Source organism: Mesorhizobium sp. CA16 (assembly GCF_020165175.1).
Taxonomy (GTDB): Bacteria; Pseudomonadota; Alphaproteobacteria; order Rhizobiales; family Rhizobiaceae; genus Mesorhizobium.
Genome location: NZ_JAIUHP010000001.1, coordinates 486,259 through 502,409 on the forward strand (window position 1 = coordinate 486,259; position 16,151 = coordinate 502,409).

At 63.0% G+C, this 16,151-nt stretch carries 19 protein-coding genes; 12 read left to right on the forward strand and 7 right to left on the reverse strand.

Translation table 11 applies throughout. The features are described 5' to 3' along the window. Positions 1-25: 25 nt before the first annotated feature. On the forward strand, positions 26-529 hold the full coding sequence (locus LB525_RS02400; RefSeq protein WP_224543246.1) for an NUDIX domain-containing protein: 504 nt from the start codon (positions 26-28) through the stop codon (positions 527-529). Here LB525_RS02400 and LB525_RS02405 read toward each other — a convergent pair whose 3' ends face one another. Then, positions 530-1,516, reverse strand: a complete 987-nt coding sequence (locus LB525_RS02405; protein WP_224543247.1) for a glutathione S-transferase family protein — start codon at positions 1,514-1,516, stop codon at positions 530-532. It lies immediately after the preceding gene. A 326-nt stretch (positions 1,517-1,842) separates the two neighbouring features. Here LB525_RS02405 and LB525_RS02410 point away from each other — a divergent pair, with 326 nt between their 5' ends. From LB525_RS02410 to LB525_RS02435, 6 genes are all read left to right on the forward strand, one after another. Beyond that, entirely contained in the window at positions 1,843-2,448 is a 606-nt protein-coding gene (locus tag LB525_RS02410) for a GNAT family N-acetyltransferase (protein WP_140838812.1), read from the forward strand. Between the two features lie 27 nt (positions 2,449-2,475). Then, entirely contained in the window at positions 2,476-3,237 is a 762-nt protein-coding gene (locus tag LB525_RS02415; RefSeq protein WP_224543248.1) for a 3-hydroxyacyl-CoA dehydrogenase, read from the forward strand. 6 nt (positions 3,238-3,243) lie between these two features. After that, positions 3,244-4,431 carry a CaiB/BaiF CoA transferase family protein gene (locus LB525_RS02420; RefSeq protein WP_224543249.1) on the forward strand — a complete coding sequence of 396 codons (1,188 nt, stop codon included), beginning with the start codon at positions 3,244-3,246 and terminating at the stop codon, positions 4,429-4,431. A gap of 36 nt (positions 4,432-4,467) precedes the next feature. Then, positions 4,468-5,238 (forward strand): HugZ family protein, encoded by a 771-nt coding sequence (locus tag LB525_RS02425; RefSeq protein ID WP_224543250.1) that lies wholly within the window; start codon positions 4,468-4,470, stop codon positions 5,236-5,238. A gap of 158 nt (positions 5,239-5,396) precedes the next feature. Further along, entirely contained in the window at positions 5,397-5,735 is a 339-nt protein-coding gene (locus LB525_RS02430) for an ArsR/SmtB family transcription factor (protein WP_095766438.1), read from the forward strand. A 55-nt stretch (positions 5,736-5,790) separates the two neighbouring features. Further along, complete coding sequence (locus LB525_RS02435; protein WP_224543252.1) at positions 5,791-6,588, forward strand: TrmH family RNA methyltransferase; 798 nt, start codon at positions 5,791-5,793, stop codon at positions 6,586-6,588. 158 nt (positions 6,589-6,746) lie between these two features. Here the strand turns inward: LB525_RS02435 and LB525_RS02440 are convergent, their stop codons facing one another. Together LB525_RS02440 and LB525_RS02445 are read right to left on the reverse strand one after the other, a co-directional pair. After that, on the reverse strand, positions 6,747-7,889 hold the full coding sequence (locus LB525_RS02440) for a hypothetical protein (RefSeq protein WP_224543253.1): 1,143 nt from the start codon (positions 7,887-7,889) through the stop codon (positions 6,747-6,749). Positions 7,890-8,023: 134 nt separating this feature from the next. Continuing rightward, entirely contained in the window at positions 8,024-8,560 is a 537-nt protein-coding gene (locus LB525_RS02445; protein ID WP_224514585.1) for a DUF1134 domain-containing protein, read from the reverse strand. Between the two features lie 382 nt (positions 8,561-8,942). Between LB525_RS02445 and chpT the strand changes: the two genes are divergently transcribed. Both chpT and LB525_RS02455 read left to right on the forward strand, forming a co-directional pair. Further along, the gene (gene chpT, locus LB525_RS02450; RefSeq protein ID WP_095766435.1) at positions 8,943-9,572 is read left to right on the forward strand and encodes a histidine phosphotransferase ChpT; all 630 of its coding nucleotides are present in this window, start codon (positions 8,943-8,945) and stop codon (positions 9,570-9,572) included. 222 nt (positions 9,573-9,794) lie between these two features. Then, positions 9,795-10,163, forward strand: a complete 369-nt coding sequence (locus LB525_RS02455; RefSeq protein ID WP_095766434.1) for a response regulator — start codon at positions 9,795-9,797, stop codon at positions 10,161-10,163. Positions 10,164-10,293: 130 nt separating this feature from the next. On the opposite strand, the gene ctrA is transcribed toward LB525_RS02455, so the two are convergent. Further along, positions 10,294-10,989 (reverse strand): response regulator transcription factor CtrA, encoded by a 696-nt coding sequence (gene ctrA, locus LB525_RS02460; RefSeq protein WP_006203583.1) that lies wholly within the window; start codon positions 10,987-10,989, stop codon positions 10,294-10,296. Between the two features lie 449 nt (positions 10,990-11,438). Between ctrA and LB525_RS02465 the strand changes: the two genes are divergently transcribed. After that, complete coding sequence (locus LB525_RS02465) at positions 11,439-11,816, forward strand: flagellar export protein FliJ (RefSeq protein WP_040989842.1); 378 nt, start codon at positions 11,439-11,441, stop codon at positions 11,814-11,816. A gap of 82 nt (positions 11,817-11,898) precedes the next feature. On the opposite strand, the gene LB525_RS02470 is transcribed toward LB525_RS02465, so the two are convergent. Then, on the reverse strand, positions 11,899-12,300 hold the full coding sequence (locus LB525_RS02470; protein ID WP_095766433.1) for a winged helix-turn-helix transcriptional regulator: 402 nt from the start codon (positions 12,298-12,300) through the stop codon (positions 11,899-11,901). 92 nt (positions 12,301-12,392) lie between these two features. Here LB525_RS02470 and LB525_RS02475 point away from each other — a divergent pair, with 92 nt between their 5' ends. Beyond that, entirely contained in the window at positions 12,393-13,319 is a 927-nt protein-coding gene (locus LB525_RS02475) for an NADP-dependent oxidoreductase (RefSeq protein ID WP_224543254.1), read from the forward strand. A 66-nt stretch (positions 13,320-13,385) separates the two neighbouring features. On the opposite strand, the gene LB525_RS02480 is transcribed toward LB525_RS02475, so the two are convergent. After that, a complete protein-coding gene (locus LB525_RS02480) occupies positions 13,386-13,661 on the reverse strand; it encodes a DUF1153 domain-containing protein (protein WP_006203587.1) in 276 nt (91 codons plus the stop codon). Positions 13,662-13,915: 254 nt separating this feature from the next. Here LB525_RS02480 and mnmA point away from each other — a divergent pair, with 254 nt between their 5' ends. Then, entirely contained in the window at positions 13,916-15,106 is a 1,191-nt protein-coding gene (mnmA, locus tag LB525_RS02485; protein WP_224524460.1) for a tRNA 2-thiouridine(34) synthase MnmA, read from the forward strand. A gap of 18 nt (positions 15,107-15,124) precedes the next feature. Here the strand turns inward: mnmA and LB525_RS02490 are convergent, their stop codons facing one another. Further along, positions 15,125-16,090, reverse strand: coding sequence for a Gfo/Idh/MocA family protein (locus tag LB525_RS02490; RefSeq protein WP_224524457.1), 966 nt, complete (start codon positions 16,088-16,090; stop codon positions 15,125-15,127). Positions 16,091-16,151: the final 61 nt, after the last annotated feature.

Here is a 16,151-nt window from a genome sequence, read left to right on the forward strand (position 1 = left end):
AACCCATCTGCTTGGGGATCGTTGAATGAACCGCCCGGCCGATCCTGACGCGGCATTCCGCCAGACCGGCTGGCCGGGGTTGCGGGCAAGGCTGTTCCATTTCTACTTCCTGCTGCGCCGCCCGATGACGCTTGGCGTGCGCGGGCTGGTCTATGACCGTGCCTCCAACTCAGTCTTCCTGATCCGCCACACCTATGTTCCCGGTTGGCAATTGCCGGGCGGCGGCGTCGAGGTGGGCGAGACCCTTGAGGAAGCGCTGGCGCGCGAACTGGCCGAGGAAGGCAACATCGCTCTGACTGCGCCGCCGGTGCTGAAGTCGATGCATTTCAACCATCGCCCCAGCAAGCGCGACCATGTCGGCCTTTATCTGATCGAAGCCTTCTACCAGACGGCGCCGAAACTGCCTGACCACGAGATCGCCGAAGCGGGTTTCTTTCCGCTCGACCGCCTGCCGGAGGGCACGACGCCGGCGACGCTGCAGCGGATAGCGGAGATTTTTGGCGGCGAGCGTATGTCGGCTTACTGGTAATCACGCCGCCTTCCTGAACCTGTTCCGGTCATGCGGCGCGGCATAATCAAGCTCCGGCCCTGCCGGAACGATTCCCGTCGGGTTGATCGATTTGTGGCTGCCGTAATAATGCGCCTTGATGTGATGCAGGCTGACCGTGCCCGGGACCCCGGGCAGCTGATAAAGATCGCGTAGATAGTTCGACAGGTTCGGATAGTCGGCGATGCGGCGCAAATTGCATTTGAAGTGGCCGACATAGACCGGATCGAAACGAACCAGCGTTGTGAACAGCCGCCAGTCGGCCTCGGTGATGCGTTCGCCGGTCAGAAAGCGCTGCTGGGAAAGCCGCTCTTCGATCGTATCAAGCGCCGAGAACAATTCGCCGAACGCTTCCTCATAGGCTTTCTGCGTGGTGGCGAAGCCGACGCGATAGACGCCGTTGTTGATCGCCGGATAGACCAGCGCATTGATCCTGTCGATCTCCCCGCGTAGCGCCGCCGGATAGAAGTCGAGACCGGCGTCGCCCCATTCGTCGAAGGCGGAATTGAGCATGCGGATGATCTCGGAGGACTCATTGTTGACGATGGTCTCTTGCCTTTTGTCCCACAGCACCGGCACCGTCACGCGGCCTGAATATGCCGGATCGGCCTTGGCATAGACCTGGTGCAGAAAATCGAGGCCGTAGAGCGTGTCGCCCGTGGCGCCGTCCTCAGCTTTGAAGGTCCAGCCGTTCTCCCCCATGAAATGGTGCACCACGGAGACGGAGATGATGCCCTCCAGCTTCTTCAGGACGCGAAAGATCAGTGTGCGATGCGCCCATGGGCAGGCGAGCGACACATAGAGGTGATAACGGCCGGGTTCCGCCTTGAAGCCGCGCGTGCGCCCTTGCGCCGGAACGCCGTCGCGCGTGATCCAGTCGCGCCATTGCGATTCCGTTCGCACGAACCGGCCGCCGCTGTCGGTGTTGGGCGCGCGATCCTGCCATCTGCCTTCAATCAGCAATCCCATGCGAAAAATCTCCCTGCGGCTCGATATTATCTAGGTTCATGACCGGGCTGGCGAAGCCCTCAGCGGATGAACAGTTCGTCAAACGACGAACCAGTTCGTCAAATGACCAACCGCTCCGGGGACGGATAAGTTCGTCATGGACGCAAAGAAAGCCTGAAAGCACCGATTGCAGCAGCCCAAAATTGATGCTAGCGGAGGCGCCCATGTTCGACTTTGCCTCGATCCGGTTCGACCGACGACGAAAGGGCGCCCGCGCTTAAGAAGCGTTGACTGGCGAACGCTGCCGCTTTGCAGCAGACCTTCCTCGATACCGGAACGCAAAGACCATGAGCCTTGCCGACGTGAAATACCTGCCGGAGACTCCGGCGCATGACCCTGAAATCGAAGCCATCAACGACGAGGCCTTCGGTCCGGGTCGTTTCGTGCTTGCCGCCTACAAGATCCGCGAGTCGGGAGGACATGACCGCTCGATGTCCTTCGTCGCCGTCAAGGACGGCACGGTCATCGCTTCGGTGCGCATGACGCGCGTGGCAGCGGGCGCCGGACGCGCCATGATGCTCGGCCCGCTTGCGGTGCGCCCCGCCTACAAGAATCTCGGCATCGGCCGCAAGCTGGTCGCGATCGCGCTGGAGGCGGCCAGGAAGGCCGGTGCGCCTGCCGTCATTCTGGTTGGTGACGAACCATATTATGGACCGCTTGGCTTCAAGCGCTTCCCGCGCGGACAGATCACCATGCCGCGCCCGGTCGATCTCGACCGGCTGCTGTATCACGAGATCAAGCCGGGGGCGGTCGCCCGCTTTGCCGGCGATGTCTGTCACGCCAACACGGCAAAGGTTGCGGAATTTGCCCCGGCCGTGTCGCGTTCGACCGCGAGTGTGCAGCCTTCAATCGACCCGCCTATTGCGGTTGCGCCTCCTTTGCGCGCTTCGTAGCATAATCGGGAATCCTGGGAGGCCTGCATGAACCCGAACGGCCAGATCGCGATCGTCACCGGCGGCGGGTCGGGCCTTGGCGAGGCAACGGCGCGCGCCTTGGCGGCCAAGGGCGCCCGCGTCGCCATCCTCGACGTGGGCATCGAGCGCGCGGCGGAAGTTGCGGCCGAGATCGGCGGCGTTGCCGTCCAATGCGATGTCGGCAGCGGCGACCGCGCTACGGCCGCGATCGCCGAAGTGGCTGAAAAGCTCGGGCAGCCGCGCATCCTGATCAATTGCGCCGGCATTGCCATCGGCATGAAGACGATCGGCAAGGACGGACCGCATCCGCTCGACCAGTACCGCAAGGTGATCGAGATCAACCTCATCGGCACCTTCAACATGATCCGCCTCGTTGCCGACCGGGCGGCGAAACTCGAACCGCTTGCCGGCGGCGAGCGCGGCGTCATCGTCAACACCGCATCCGTCGCCGCCTATGACGGCCAGATCGGCCAGGCCGCCTACGCGGCGTCCAAGGGCGGCGTCGTCGGCATGACGCTGCCTGTGGCCCGCGATCTGGCGCGATCCGGCATTCGCGTCTGCACCATCGCGCCCGGCATCTTCAAGACGCCGATGATGGCCGGCATGCCGCAGGAAGTGCAGGATTCGCTCGGCGCTTCCGTGCCCTTCCCGCCGCGGCTCGGCGAGCCGTCCGAATATGCGTCGCTTGCGCTCCACATCGTCGAGAACCAGATGCTGAACGGCGAGACCATCCGCCTCGACGGCGCTATCCGCATGGCGCCGAAATAAGCGGGGATGTCTGGCTCGCCGACAGGCGCCGGTGCTTCCACCGGAAAGACCGGGCCGCTCGCCGGCCTGAAAGTGATCGAGATGGCCGGGCTTGGCCCGGTGCCGCTTGCCGCCCTGATGCTGTCCGAAATGGGCGCCGAGGTGCTGCGCGTCGAACGTGCCGATGCCGGTCAGCCGCTTCTGAGCCTGCCCGAACAATACGATCTCGACCGCCACGGCCGTTCCATTCTCAAGCTCGACCTGAAGAGCCAGGCGGGCGCTGCCCTGCTGCTGCGCCTTGCGGCAGGGGCCGACTTGCTTGTCGAAGGCTTTCGCACCGGCGTGATGGAACGGCTCGGCCTCGGGCCGGATGCCGTTCTGCAGCGCAATCCGGCGCTGATCTATGGCCGCTTGACCGGATTCGGACAGGACGGGCCGCTGTCCGGGCGAGCAGGACACGACATCACCTATCTCGCCTATGCGGGCCTCTTGCATGCAATCGGCAGGCACGACGCGCCGCCGGTGCCACCGCTCAACCTCGTCGCAGATCAAGGCGGCGGCGCCATGATGCTGATCGCCGGCGTGCTCGCCGCTCTTTTCCAGCGCTCGCGCAGCGGAAAGGGCCAGGTGGTCGATGCCTCGATGATCGAGGGAGCCTCGATGCTCGCCGCACCGATCCACGCCTACATGGCGGCGGGTCTCTGGAGCGACAGGCGCGGCGAGAACCTGCTCGATTCCGGCGCGCCTTTCTACGAAACATATGAGACGGCTGACGCAAGGCACATTGCCGTCGGCTGCCTCGAGCCGCGCTTCTTCGCCGAATTCGCCAGGCTGCTGCCGCTCGACGAGCATTTTGTCGGCAGCCAGTTCGACAAATCGTCGTGGCCCGCGATGCGCGCCGCCATTTCCGGCCGGATCAAGGAGAAGACGCGCGACGAATGGGCCACGCTTTTCGCCATGACTGACGCTTGCGTGGCGCCCGTGCTGTCCCTGGTCGAAGCCAGGAACCATCCGCACAGCCGCGCCAGGAAAAGCTTTGTGAAGTCCGGCGAGCTCGACCGCCCGGCACCGGCGCCGCGTTTCTCGCAAAACCCGCAGACGCTTGCCGCGGCGCCGGACGTCGCCGATCGCGAGCCTGCGGACACATTGAGCCGTTTTGGGTTGAACGAAGACGAAATCGCAGCCCTTGCAAAGGCGGGTGTACTCGGCCGATAACCGGAGAACAGAAATCAACTTATCTCGGGTGAACCTGTGACCGAACCGAAAAAGGACGTCATCCGCAAGACCGACGCCGAGGCGATCAGGCTCGCGAAAACCCTGATCCGCGCGTCACGTTTCGGCGCGCTCGCGGCGATCGAGCCCGGCACCGGCGCGCCGCTGGCAAGCAGGGTTGGCGTCGCCACCGACATAGACGGCGCGCCGCTGATCCTGATCTCGATGCTGTCCGCCCACACCGGTGCGTTGCTCGCGGATCCGCGCTGTTCGCTGTTGCTTGGCGAACCCGGCAAGGGCGATCCGCTGGCGCATCCGCGCATCAGCCTGGCATGCCGGGCCCTGCGGCTGGAGCAGGGATCTGCCGATCAGATCCGAGCCGAACGCCGCTATCTCAACCGCAATCCGAAAGCGAAGCTCTATGCCGGGCTCGGCGACTTCTCGTTCTTCCGGCTCGAGCCCGAGCGCGCCAGCCTGAATGGCGGCTTCGGCAAGGCCTTTCTTCTCGACCGCGATGATTTCATCACCGATCCCGCCCTTATCGAGGAGTTCGCCGGCAGCGAGCAGGCCGCACTCGATCACATGAATACCGACCATCGCGACGCGCTTGCCCTTTACGCCCGTCATTTCGGCCGCGCCGAAGACGACGGCTGGATCGTCACCGGTTTCGACCCCGATGGCATGGATCTCGCGGCCCCCGATGCGACCTGCAGGATTTTCTTTCCCCGGCCTTTGCAAAGCGCGCGCGAATTGCATTCGGTGCTCGTCGAGATGGCCAGGGCGGGACGCGCGGCCGAGCAAGAGCGATAGTTGATCGCGCGCCGGCAAAAGCAACGCTTGAGATTTAGATGAAATGATCTACCTTTGTAGTGGCGCTGATTCAGCAGCGCCTAGCGACATCTGAACATCGTGGAATCAGGCGCCATTGCCCCCTGGCGTCTGGATGAGCCAGGACCCTTGGGGGATCTATGATCTCAAATAAGCTAATCGCCAATGCAGAATCGGCGGCCGCCTTTCTCACGCTCATGGGCAACGAAAAGCGCTTGCTGATCATGGCTCACCTGATCGACGATGAAATGTCGGTCGGCGCCATCGCCGAGAAGGTGCAACTCAGCCAGTCCGCGCTGTCGCAGCATCTCGCCAAGCTGAGGGCGCTCGATCTCGTCGAGACCCGGCGCGACCGCCAGATGATTTACTATTCCTGCAAATCCGAGGCGGTGCGCGAATTGCTGCGCATGCTGGAAGGCATTTTCGGCGACGGCGACCTTTCACAGATGGCCTATCGGTTGCGCCGCGCCGGGGCTTGACCCGCGCCATCCAAAGCCCCTTACCTCGCTGGCAATTTTTGCCGACGAGATTTGCATGAACCTTATCCCCATCGACGATCCTCGGGACCCGCGCGTCGCCGCCTATCTCGACATCCGCGAGCGCGACCTCGTCGGCCGGCATGGCCGCTTCGTCGCCGAAGGCAAGGTCGTGCTGGACCTTCTTCTGTCGAGCGGACGCTTCGCCGCCGAGTCTGCTCTCATCCTCGAAAACAGGCTGGCTGGCGTGCAGGACATCTTGCGCAAGGCGCCCCCGGGGTTTCCGGTCCATGTCGCCGCCAGCGAGGTCATGGACCGGATCGCCGGCTTCCACATGCACCGCGGCATCCTGGCGATCGGCTTGCGCGGCGATCCGGCGCCCGCCGAGATTCTGGTGGAAACCTTGCCCCGGCGTGCCTTGGCCGTCGTCCTGGTCGGCATATCCAATCACGATAATATGGGCGCGATCTTCCGCAATGCGGCGGCCTTCGGCGCGGACGCGGTGCTGCTCGACCAGACGTGCTGCGATCCGCTCTACCGCAAGGCAATCCGTGTTTCCGTCGGTGCGGCGCTGAAGGTTCCCTTCGCGTCATTCGGCGACACCGGAACGTTCACCGCGACCCTCGATCGGCTTGGCTTCGCCCAGTTCGCACTATCGCCACGCGGAAACGTCGACATCCGCGCCGCGGAGCGATCGGCGCGCCTGGCGCTTTACCTCGGCACCGAAGGCGAAGGCCTGCCGCGGGATCTGCTTGCCCGGTTGCATACGGTGAAGATCGCCATGGCGGAAGGTTTCGACAGCCTGAACGTCGCCGCCGCGTCGGCCATCGCCCTGCATCACTTTTCAAACCGCTAGACTAGCGGTCTCGACCTGGAGAGCCCGAACAGCTGCAACGCTTTGAGGTGTGTTGAGATTCAGGTCAGGCCGAGTCGAAATGGTGGCTTCCGAGAACCGGAGCGGAGCGTACTTAAAGTACGTGAGCACCGCCGGCCTCACCTGAATACCAACACACCTCAGTTGGACGGGCCGGCCTTCTGCAACGCCCTCACGCGATCGGCAAGGCTGACGCCGCGCCCGTTCTGCTGCCCCTCGCCCGCCAGGGCCTTGGCGATAGGCGAGTCCGGCCCATCGAGCTTCATCGTCAGATTGACCACCTCGGCTGCCAGCTCGTTCATTTGTTCGCGGAGGCCGGCACCGGGGCGTGCGTCGCCCGCCGATTCGGGCATTGCCGCCCCCGTGGCGGCGGCAAGATCGGTCTTCAGCCGCTTGTTCTCACGCGCCAGCGCCGTCAGCCTCGCCTCCAGCCGTTCCCGATCGCCCTCGAGCCTGGCGATTGCCTTATCGACATCGTCGCCTTTCGCGTCCGTTCCGGCAGCCAGCCGCGCAACGCCGTTTGCAGCGCTCTCCTTCGAACGTTCGCGCATTCGGGCGAGATCCTTCTCGCGGCGGTCGAGCTTTTCCTCACGGTCGGCAAGCGTCGCGAGCAGCCGCTCGACCTTCTTGTCGAGCTCGGCCGTTTTCTTCTTCTCCGCCTTCAGCGCTTCTCGGGCGGCCTTGCTCTCCGACGCGACCTCCTGATTGCGTCGGTCCGCCTCCCTGCGCTGGCCTTTGAGCAACGCGATGTCACTGGCCAGCTTTTCCAGCTCCGATTCGCGGGCAACCAGCTCGATCTGCCGGTTCGAGGACGAGAAGCTAGCGTCGTCATACATCTGCTCGAGCTTCTGCAGCTCCAGCGCGCGCTTCTCCAACGCCCGCTCCGTCTGCGCGTGCTTCTCCGCCAAGCGGTGCAACTCTTCCTCGCGCTGCCTGAGCTCCGCATTCTTGGCCTGCAGGTCGGAAAGCGCCTGATTCTTTTCCTTTCTTTCAACCGCGAGCCCCTTCAAAGCCTCGTTCGCGCGGCCGATCTCCACCAGTTGCTCAGCGACCTTTTCCTGAAGGTTCTTGACGGTTATCTCCAGCCGGCGCGTCGTCATGGCATATTCCGCCCGCACCCGGTCCTTGTCCGCCTGGATTTCGGCCGGCGTCAGCGGCAGCGAAGCCTCGAGGCGCCTGCGCGTCAGGACAACGGCCCGCCGCCAGACCGCCGGCGCGACCAGCGACGCCAGAAAAACGGCGCAAAGGAAACCGAGTACGAAGAACAGAACCGACTGGACCAAGGCGTGCTATCCACTTTACGGCGCGGCAATCGCTGGATCGTGCCAGCTTGGCATGGCGGAAATTCAACGCGGCGGCAAGAGCTTGCCGCGGCGCGATCAGCACTGTCCGAGCGATCGTAGCGAGCGCAATCCGATCAGAACGGGTTCCAGGTCGGCCTTTCGGTGAGCTTCAGATAGCCGAGATTGACTCCCAGACGCGCACCGACGCCGGTGCGGATCGGCACGAGCAGCACCCGGTTGCTCTGCAGCACGTTGAAGCCGACGCCGGCGATGACATAGGCGGAGCCGGCGACGCCGCCAAAGCGGTTATAAAGGCTGCTGATGTCGTCGAGGTTATAGACCAGCATCATCACCCGGGACCCCTCGCCGCCGAAATCCCAGCCGAGCGAAGGACCTTGCCAGAACACCTTATGGTCGCCGGCGTTCTTGGTGTAGAGTGTCCCCTCGCCATAGGTCAGGCCGCCGATCAGGGCGCCGGATCCTTCCTCGCCGAGCAGGTAGCCATTGGGCAGGCCGTAGGAGGCGAAGATCTTCTCGACGACGGTGGCCAGGCCGCCGGATGTCTCGCCGAAGAATTTATGACCGGAATCGACGATTTCCTGAGCGGTGTACTGCTGAGCCCGCGACGCCGAGGTCGAAAGGACCAAAGCCGCCAGGAGTGTGATGGTCATGGTGAGGACGCGGACGAACGTCCGGTCGTAGTATCGGGAAAACATGCTTCCAATCTCCGTCAGGGAGCACTTTCGCCGACGCCTCGCACCCCTGCGGCTCTTGCCGGCCGTTCGGGGTGGCTATCACGGGCAAATTATGCCGTAATCCTTTTTCAACCATTAAGCTCCCACACGAAGATGGCGGTTCGAAGGCTGTGCTTTTGCCGCTGCGGCGGGTTTCCCCCGCGAAACACACCATTTTCGCCGTCGATGATTTTGGATTTGTTGATGCGCGCTCGGGCCCTGTGTATTCAGAAAGCCTTGGAAAAGAGCGTGATTCGTGTGGGCAAGCGCGAAACCGTCGCTCGGCCATGAACAAATGACTTAAGCAGGGATTTCGCCGATGGCCGAGCTTTTCACCCTTTCCGCGCCAGATCTCGCCGCGCTGCTTTGCAGCCGTGTCTGCCACGACATCATTTCGCCGGTCGGCGCAATCAACAACGGCCTCGAGCTGCTCGACGAAGGCGGCGCCGACGAAGACGCCATGAAACTTATTCGCCAGAGCGCCAAGAACGCTTCGGCGCGATTGCAGTTTGCCCGCATCGCCTTCGGCGCCGCGGGTTCCGCCGGCATGATGATCGACACGGGCGATGCCGAGGCCGTGGCCATCGCTTTCTTGAAGAACGAAAAGCCGGAACTGCTGTGGAACGGCCCCCGTGCGCTGCTTCCTAAGAACAAGGTCAAGCTGCTGCTCAACCTCATTCTCGTCGCCAACGCGGCCATACCGCGCGGCGGCAAGCTGGTGGTCACGCTGGAAAGTCTCGAAACCGAGCCGCGTTTTTCGCTGTCGGCCAGTGGCCCGATGCTGCGCGTGCCGCCGAAATTCCTCGAGCTGCATTCCGGCCACAAGCCGGAGGAGCCGATCGACGCCCATTCGGTCCAGCCCTATTATACGCTGCTTCTGGCGCGCGAGGCCAATATGACGATCTCGATCCACGCGACCGCCGAGGAGATCGTGCTGACGGCTGCTTAAGAAAAACCGAAGTATCTCTTGTTGCTGATATTTTTGCCGGCGGCGCAGATTGAGCAATGCCAGCCGCGATCCAGGTAATCGCGCTGCGGGGCCAAGGCCGCGCGATACCGTGTTTGGAAAAACTTTACCTAGCGGCTTTTCGGCTTCTTTACCAGATTGGCCTATGGTGGTTTGCGGCCACCCCGAGATTGCGGTTCGGCAGATGGCAAAGAGGACCCGGACATGAAGCGCTGCCTGTTCGTCGATGATTCGAGCGTCATCAGGAAGGTCGCAAAACGCATTCTTGGCGGCTCGGACATGATTGTCGTCGAGGCCTCGACCGGAGTCGAGGCGACCGACATTTGCGCCGGCGACATGCCCGATGTCATCGTCATCGACGGTGGTCTTGCCGACGTCCCGGCCGTGGACCTTATTCGCCGCATCCGTGCTATCGAAGCGCCCATCAAGCCGCAGATCCTGGTCTCGCTGGTCGAGGTCGACGTCGCGGCGATCATGCGCGCCAAGCGCGCCGGCGCCCAAGGCTATCTGCTGAAGCCCTTCAACCGTGCGCAACTGCTCGAAAGCTTTCGCGTCCTGAAGATAGCCGCCTGATTCGCCGGAACCGTTTTCAAGCAAAAACCCGGCCTGAGCCGGGTTTTTCGTTCGAATCACCTGGATCGCTTATGCGCTCAAGCAAAAACCCGGCCTGAGCCGGGTTTTTCGTTCGAATCGCTGGGATGGCTTATGCGCTGACGCGAATATCTTCCGGCTCGCGCAGCACATAGCCGCGGCCCCACACCGTTTCGATGTAGTTCTGACCGCCGGACGCCGCGTCGAGTTTCTTGCGCAGCTTGCAGATGAAGACGTCGATGATCTTCAGCTCCGGCTCGTCCATACCGCCATAGAGATGGTTGAGGAACATTTCCTTGGTGAGCGTCGTGCCCTTGCGCAGCGAGAGCAGCTCCAGCATCTGATATTCCTTGCCGGTCAGGTGCACGCGCTGACCGCCGACCTCGACCGTCTTGGCGTCGAGATTGACCACAAGGTCGCCGGTGGTGATGACCGACTGGGCATGCCCTTTGGAGCGGCGCACGATCGCGTGGATGCGCGCCACCAGCTCGTCCTTATGGAAGGGCTTGGTCATATAGTCGTCGGCGCCGAAGCCCAGGCCGCGCACCTTGTCCTCGATGCCGGCCATGCCGGAGAGGATCAGGATTGGCGTCTTGACCTTGGAAAGGCGCAACGTGCGCAGGACTTCATAGCCCGACATATCGGGGAGATTGAGATCCAGAAGGATGATGTCGTAGTCGTAGAGCTTGCCGAGATCGACACCTTCTTCGCCGAGATCGGTCGTATAGACGTTGAAGCTCTCCGACTTCAGCATCAGTTCGATGCTCTGTGCGGTTGCACTGTCATCTTCAATCAGCAGAACACGCATTTCATTCCCCTTTTCTGCTGCCGGACCGTGTCACGACCCGTCCGGGACCCGAAGCAGTGATTGCCTGAACAGAAGGTGCCACCGACTGGTTAACAAATCCTAATTTCGTGCCATCCACGATACCAGATTTTTTAACCCCTTTCTACACCCACTTGAATCTAATAACGAATCACAGACCAAAACCGCTAATGCACCACATTAAAAAGTCAGCCTAAGTGACTCCAGGGACTCGCTGGCCCGGGCTTCCCGCCGCCGCCGGAATTTTTACCCGGCCTTAAGTCCTCGCCCGTATGATTAACAATGCCCGTAAACGAATGGTTACCGCCGGCGAAAATCTTTAGGGCTTTGTTTCCTATAGCCCAGGGAAAGCCGGGGGAAACGGGCAGCGCTTAGGTCTTTCCGGGCGGACTGGACGGTATTGCAGGTGTGCGTTTGCGGAGTATCGAGTCATGAAGTCACGTGAAAACCTCGTTCGACTGAAGCAGTTTCAGGTGAATGAGAAGCGGCGGCAGCTCTTGCAGCTGGACATGATGATCGCCGAGTTCGAGCGCATGGCCGTCGAGCTGGAGGCGCAGATCATCGCCGAAGAGAAAAAGGCCGGCATCACCGACATCAACCATTTCGCCTATCCGACCTTCGCCAAGGCGGCCCGCTTGCGCCGCGACAACCTCAGGAATTCACAAAGTGACCTCGCCCAGCAGCGAAGCACCGCCGAATCATTACTCGGCGAAGCTGAAGCGGAGCTGTCCAAGGCAGAGATGCTGGAATCGCGCGACACCAAGATCCGCGAGGCAGAAACGGGCGGCCGCAGCGCCATGATCGGCTGATCGCCGGGCATAATCGCGGCCATGCCGGAGACCTGCCGGCATCCTCAGAGCTGGCAATCGCCAAAAATCGTCCTCGCCGTCTTCACGGCATAGCGGCCTTCTCGCCGTGATCGGCCGATGCCCGGGTTCGGGCATCCTTGATTTCGGATGCATGCTCTTCCGCCCAGGAGCGTATCTGGCTGAGCAATCCCGCAAGGTTCCGCCCAAGCTCCGTCAGTTCGTACTCCACGCGCGGCGGGATCACCGCGAACACCTCGCGCCGCACGAGGCCGTCGCGCTCCAGCACGCGCAGCGTCTGAGTCAGCATTTTGGGCGTGATGCCCTCCAGCTTGCGCGCCAGCTCGCCATTGCGCAGCCGGCCGCGCCGCAGCGCGCAGACGGTGAGATAGACCCATTTGCTGGCCAGCATCTCGAGCACCGTATGCGACGGGCAGGTGCGCCGGAACGCGTCGTAGCCGCAGGGGGATCTGTCTTCGCTATCCATGAGGTGCCTATATATACAAAAGGTACATACTCGACAATCGAATATTACTATCCAAATGATAGCGGGCACATCCACTCGAACAGGAGGCGTTCATGCGTGCCGTTATCCAGACTTCCGTCGGCGGACCCGAGGTCCTTTTCGCGGCCGAGCAGCCCGACCCCGAGCCCGGCCCCGGTGCAGTGCTCGTCCGCGTCAAGGCGGCGGGCCTCAACCCGGTCGACGGCGCCGTGCGCGGCGGGTTCTACCCGCTGCTCGGCGAACCGCCTTTCATCCTTGGCTGGGACATTTCCGGGACCGTCGCGGCGCTCGGAGGCGGCGTGACCGCCTTCAAGGTCGGCGACGAGGTGTTCGGCATGCCGCGCTTTCCCAAGCAGGCCGGCGCCTATGCCGAGCTCGCCGCGGCGCCGGTGGACGAGATCGTCGCGAAACCTGCCGCCATCGACCATGCCCATGCGGCTGCATTGCCGCTGGCCGGGCTGACGGCCTGGCAAGGCCTCGTCCGCCATGGCGGCCTGCAGGCAGCACAACGCGTGCTGGTTCACGCCGGCGCCGGCGGCGTCGGCCATCTGGCGGTGCAGATCGCCAAGGCGCGCGGCGCCTGGGTGGCATCGACCGCCAGTCCGGACAAAACCGACTATGTCCGCTCGATCGGCGCCGACGAGGTGATCGACTACACCAGGGACGATTTCACCGAGAAGGTCGGCAATGTCGATCTGGTGCTGGACCCGATCGGCGGCGACCACGCCGATAAGTCGCTGGAAGTGCTGCGTGACGGCGGCGTTCTGGTGTCGCTGCTCGACGTACACGACGCCACCAGGGCGAAGGCCAAGGAGCGGAACATCCGCGTTGAACGCATGTCTGTGGTGCCTGATCGCGAGGGCCTCGCCGAACTCGCCAGGCTGGTCGAGGCCAAAAAGCTGATGCCGCATGTGGCCAAAGCTTTCCCGCTCGACCAGGCGGCGGCCGCCCATGCCTTCCTCGCGACCCGACCCATCGGAAAGGTCGTGCTGACAGTTTGAATGGAAGGCCGCTGCAAAAGCGAAGGGCGCGGAGTCCCGCGCCCTTGCTCGTTTTCGGCCGGCAGCTTAATGCCGGTATTGCTGGATTCGCGTGGTGCGCAGCCCGGCAAGGCCGTATTCGTCGATCGATGCCTGCCAGGAGAGAAATTCTTCGGTGGTGAGCTTGTAGCGTTGGCAGGCTTCCTCAAGGCTGAGCAGGCCGCCGCGTACAGCGGCGACCACTTCCGCCTTGCGCCGGATAACCCAGCGCCGCGTGTTTGTCGGCGGCAGATCGGCGATCGTAAGAGGGCTGCCGTCGGGCCCAATAACATACTTGACTCTAGGTCTAACCAGATCGGTCATCGTACTCTCTACTAAAAACTCAAAGACCCAATCCCCGCCACAGTACCGTCACAGCTTTAAAAATTGCCTAAGCGAACCCTAATGACTAAGTAAGGATCGTGAACGCCCGGTTAGGATTTCGTTTAGAATTTGAAACACCGGCCTCCGGGCCTTGATTTTTGCCGGTGAACTCGTCTTGGCCGCAAGCTGGCGCATGCGTGGCGCTTGACCTATATTCCGGCCATTGGCATTGAGCGCCGCACAGTGAAAGCATCATGAACAGCCTCGATCTCCCTCGCCGCCCCGAAGAAACCCGCGTCGTCGTCGCGATGTCGGGTGGTGTCGATTCCTCGGTGGTTGCCGGCATCCTCAAGCGCGAAGGCTATGATGTCGTCGGTGTGACGCTGCAGCTTTACGACCACGGCGCGGCCACCCATCGTGCCGGCTCCTGCTGTGCCGGACAGGATATTGATGACGCGCGTCGCGTCTCGGAGACGCTCGGCATCCCGCATTACGTGCTCGACTACGAGGAACGTTTCCGCAAGGCGGTCATCGATCCCTTCGCCGAAAGCTATGTCGCCGGCGAGACCCCCATCCCTTGCGTGTCCTGCAACCAGACTGTGAAGTTTGCCGATCTTTTGGCGACCGCTCAGGATCTCGGCGCCGACGCCTTGGCCACCGGCCATTACATCCGTTCGCGCGCCAATGGCGCGCACCGTGCGCTTTACCGGCCGGTCGACGCCGATCGCGACCAGAGCTATTTCCTGTTTGCCACCACGCAGGCGCAGATCGATTATCTGCGCTTTCCGCTCGGCGGCCTGTCGAAGCCGCAGGTCCGCGCCATTGCCGAGGAAATGGGCCTGACCGTCGCCGCCAAGCAGGACAGCCAGGACATCTGCTTCGTGCCCCAAGGCAAGTATTCCGACATCATCGCCAGGCTGAAGCCGGCCGCCGCCAATCCTGGCGACATCGTCCATATCGACGGCCGCGTGCTCGGCCGCCATGAAGGCATCCTGCGCTACACGATCGGCCAGCGCCGCGGCATCGGCATCGCCTCTGGCGAGCCGCTCTATGTTGTCCATCTTGACGCCGACCGCGCGCGCGTCATCGTCGGCCCGCGCGAAGCGCTGGAGACGCACAAGATCTATCTGCGCAACATGAACTGGCTGGGCGACGGACTGTTGTCCGATGTTCCGGCCGGCGGGATCGAGCTCTTCGCCAAGGTCCGCTCGACCAGGCCGCCGCGTCCGGCCGTGCTGCATCATCGCGACGGCGTGACCTCCGTCGAACTGGCCGACGGGGAGTCGGGCATCGCGCCGGGGCAGGCCTGCGTGCTCTATTCCGACGACGGCAATGAGGCGCGCGTCTTCGGCGGCGGCTTCATCGAGCGCTCCGAGCGCGGCGCCGAGGCCGAGGCCATGCTGTCCCGGCTGGCGGCCAGGCCGGCGCAGATTCCCGCTGAGTAAATTCTCGATCTGATTGCTTTATGCAGACGAGCCGGTGTGGATCACTGTGCCGGCGGTCAGGATGCGCAGCACCCTTATCGCTTCCTCGCCGTCGGTGCGCGGTTCGGCGCGCGTCTCGATGCATTGCATGAAATGGGCAAGCTCGCGCGTCAGCGGCATGCCCTCGCCGACGGCCACATAGGCAGGTTCGTTGGCGGTGAAGGCCCACTGGCCGCTGTCCTGCCATACTGCGTGGCGGTAGACGGCAAGCTTGCGCTCCCAGGGCTCGACGTCGTCGAACACCGCCATCGCCTTGGTGCCGACGACCGTCAGCCGCCGCTCGCGATAGGGATTGAGTCGCGAGGCGAAGAGATGGCTGCGCAATCCGTTCGGGAAGCGCATATGCAGATGCGCGAAGTCGCTGAGATTGTCGAGAAGTGCTGCCCCCTCGCCCCTCACTTCGATCGGCTCGGTGCCGGTGATGGCGAGGATCATCGACAAATCGTGCGGCGCAAGGTCCCAGAGAGCGTCGTTCTCGGTATGAAACTTGCCGAGGCCGAGCCGGTGCGAATGGATGTAGCGCACCTCGCCGAGCTCGCCATTGTCGATCAGCGCCTTGAGCGTCTCGAATGCGGGATGAAAGCGCAACACATGGCCGACCATGAAGATGCGGCCATTGTCCTTTGCCGCCTTCACCGCGCGCTCGGCATCGGCGACCGTCAGCGCGATTGGCTTTTCCACCAGCACGTCCTTGCCGCTTTCGACGGCCCGCACCGCGGTGTCGGCATGGAATTGCGGCGGCAGCGCCATGACGATGGCGTCGATGTCGTTGCGCTCGAACAGCCTGTCCGGCTCGATTGCCAGGCAATCCTGCTCGCTGGCGAAACCTTCGGCGCGGGCGCGGTTGGCGTCGGAAACGGCATGGAGCGCGCCAAGCGCCTTGAGGGTGCGGATATGGTTGCTGCCCCAGTATCCGCAACCGAGGACGGCGATGCGCGGCTTCATTCGCTCAACTCTAGAATTTCTTGGCCGAGACATAACGACGTGCCCCGCCGAACTCAACCCC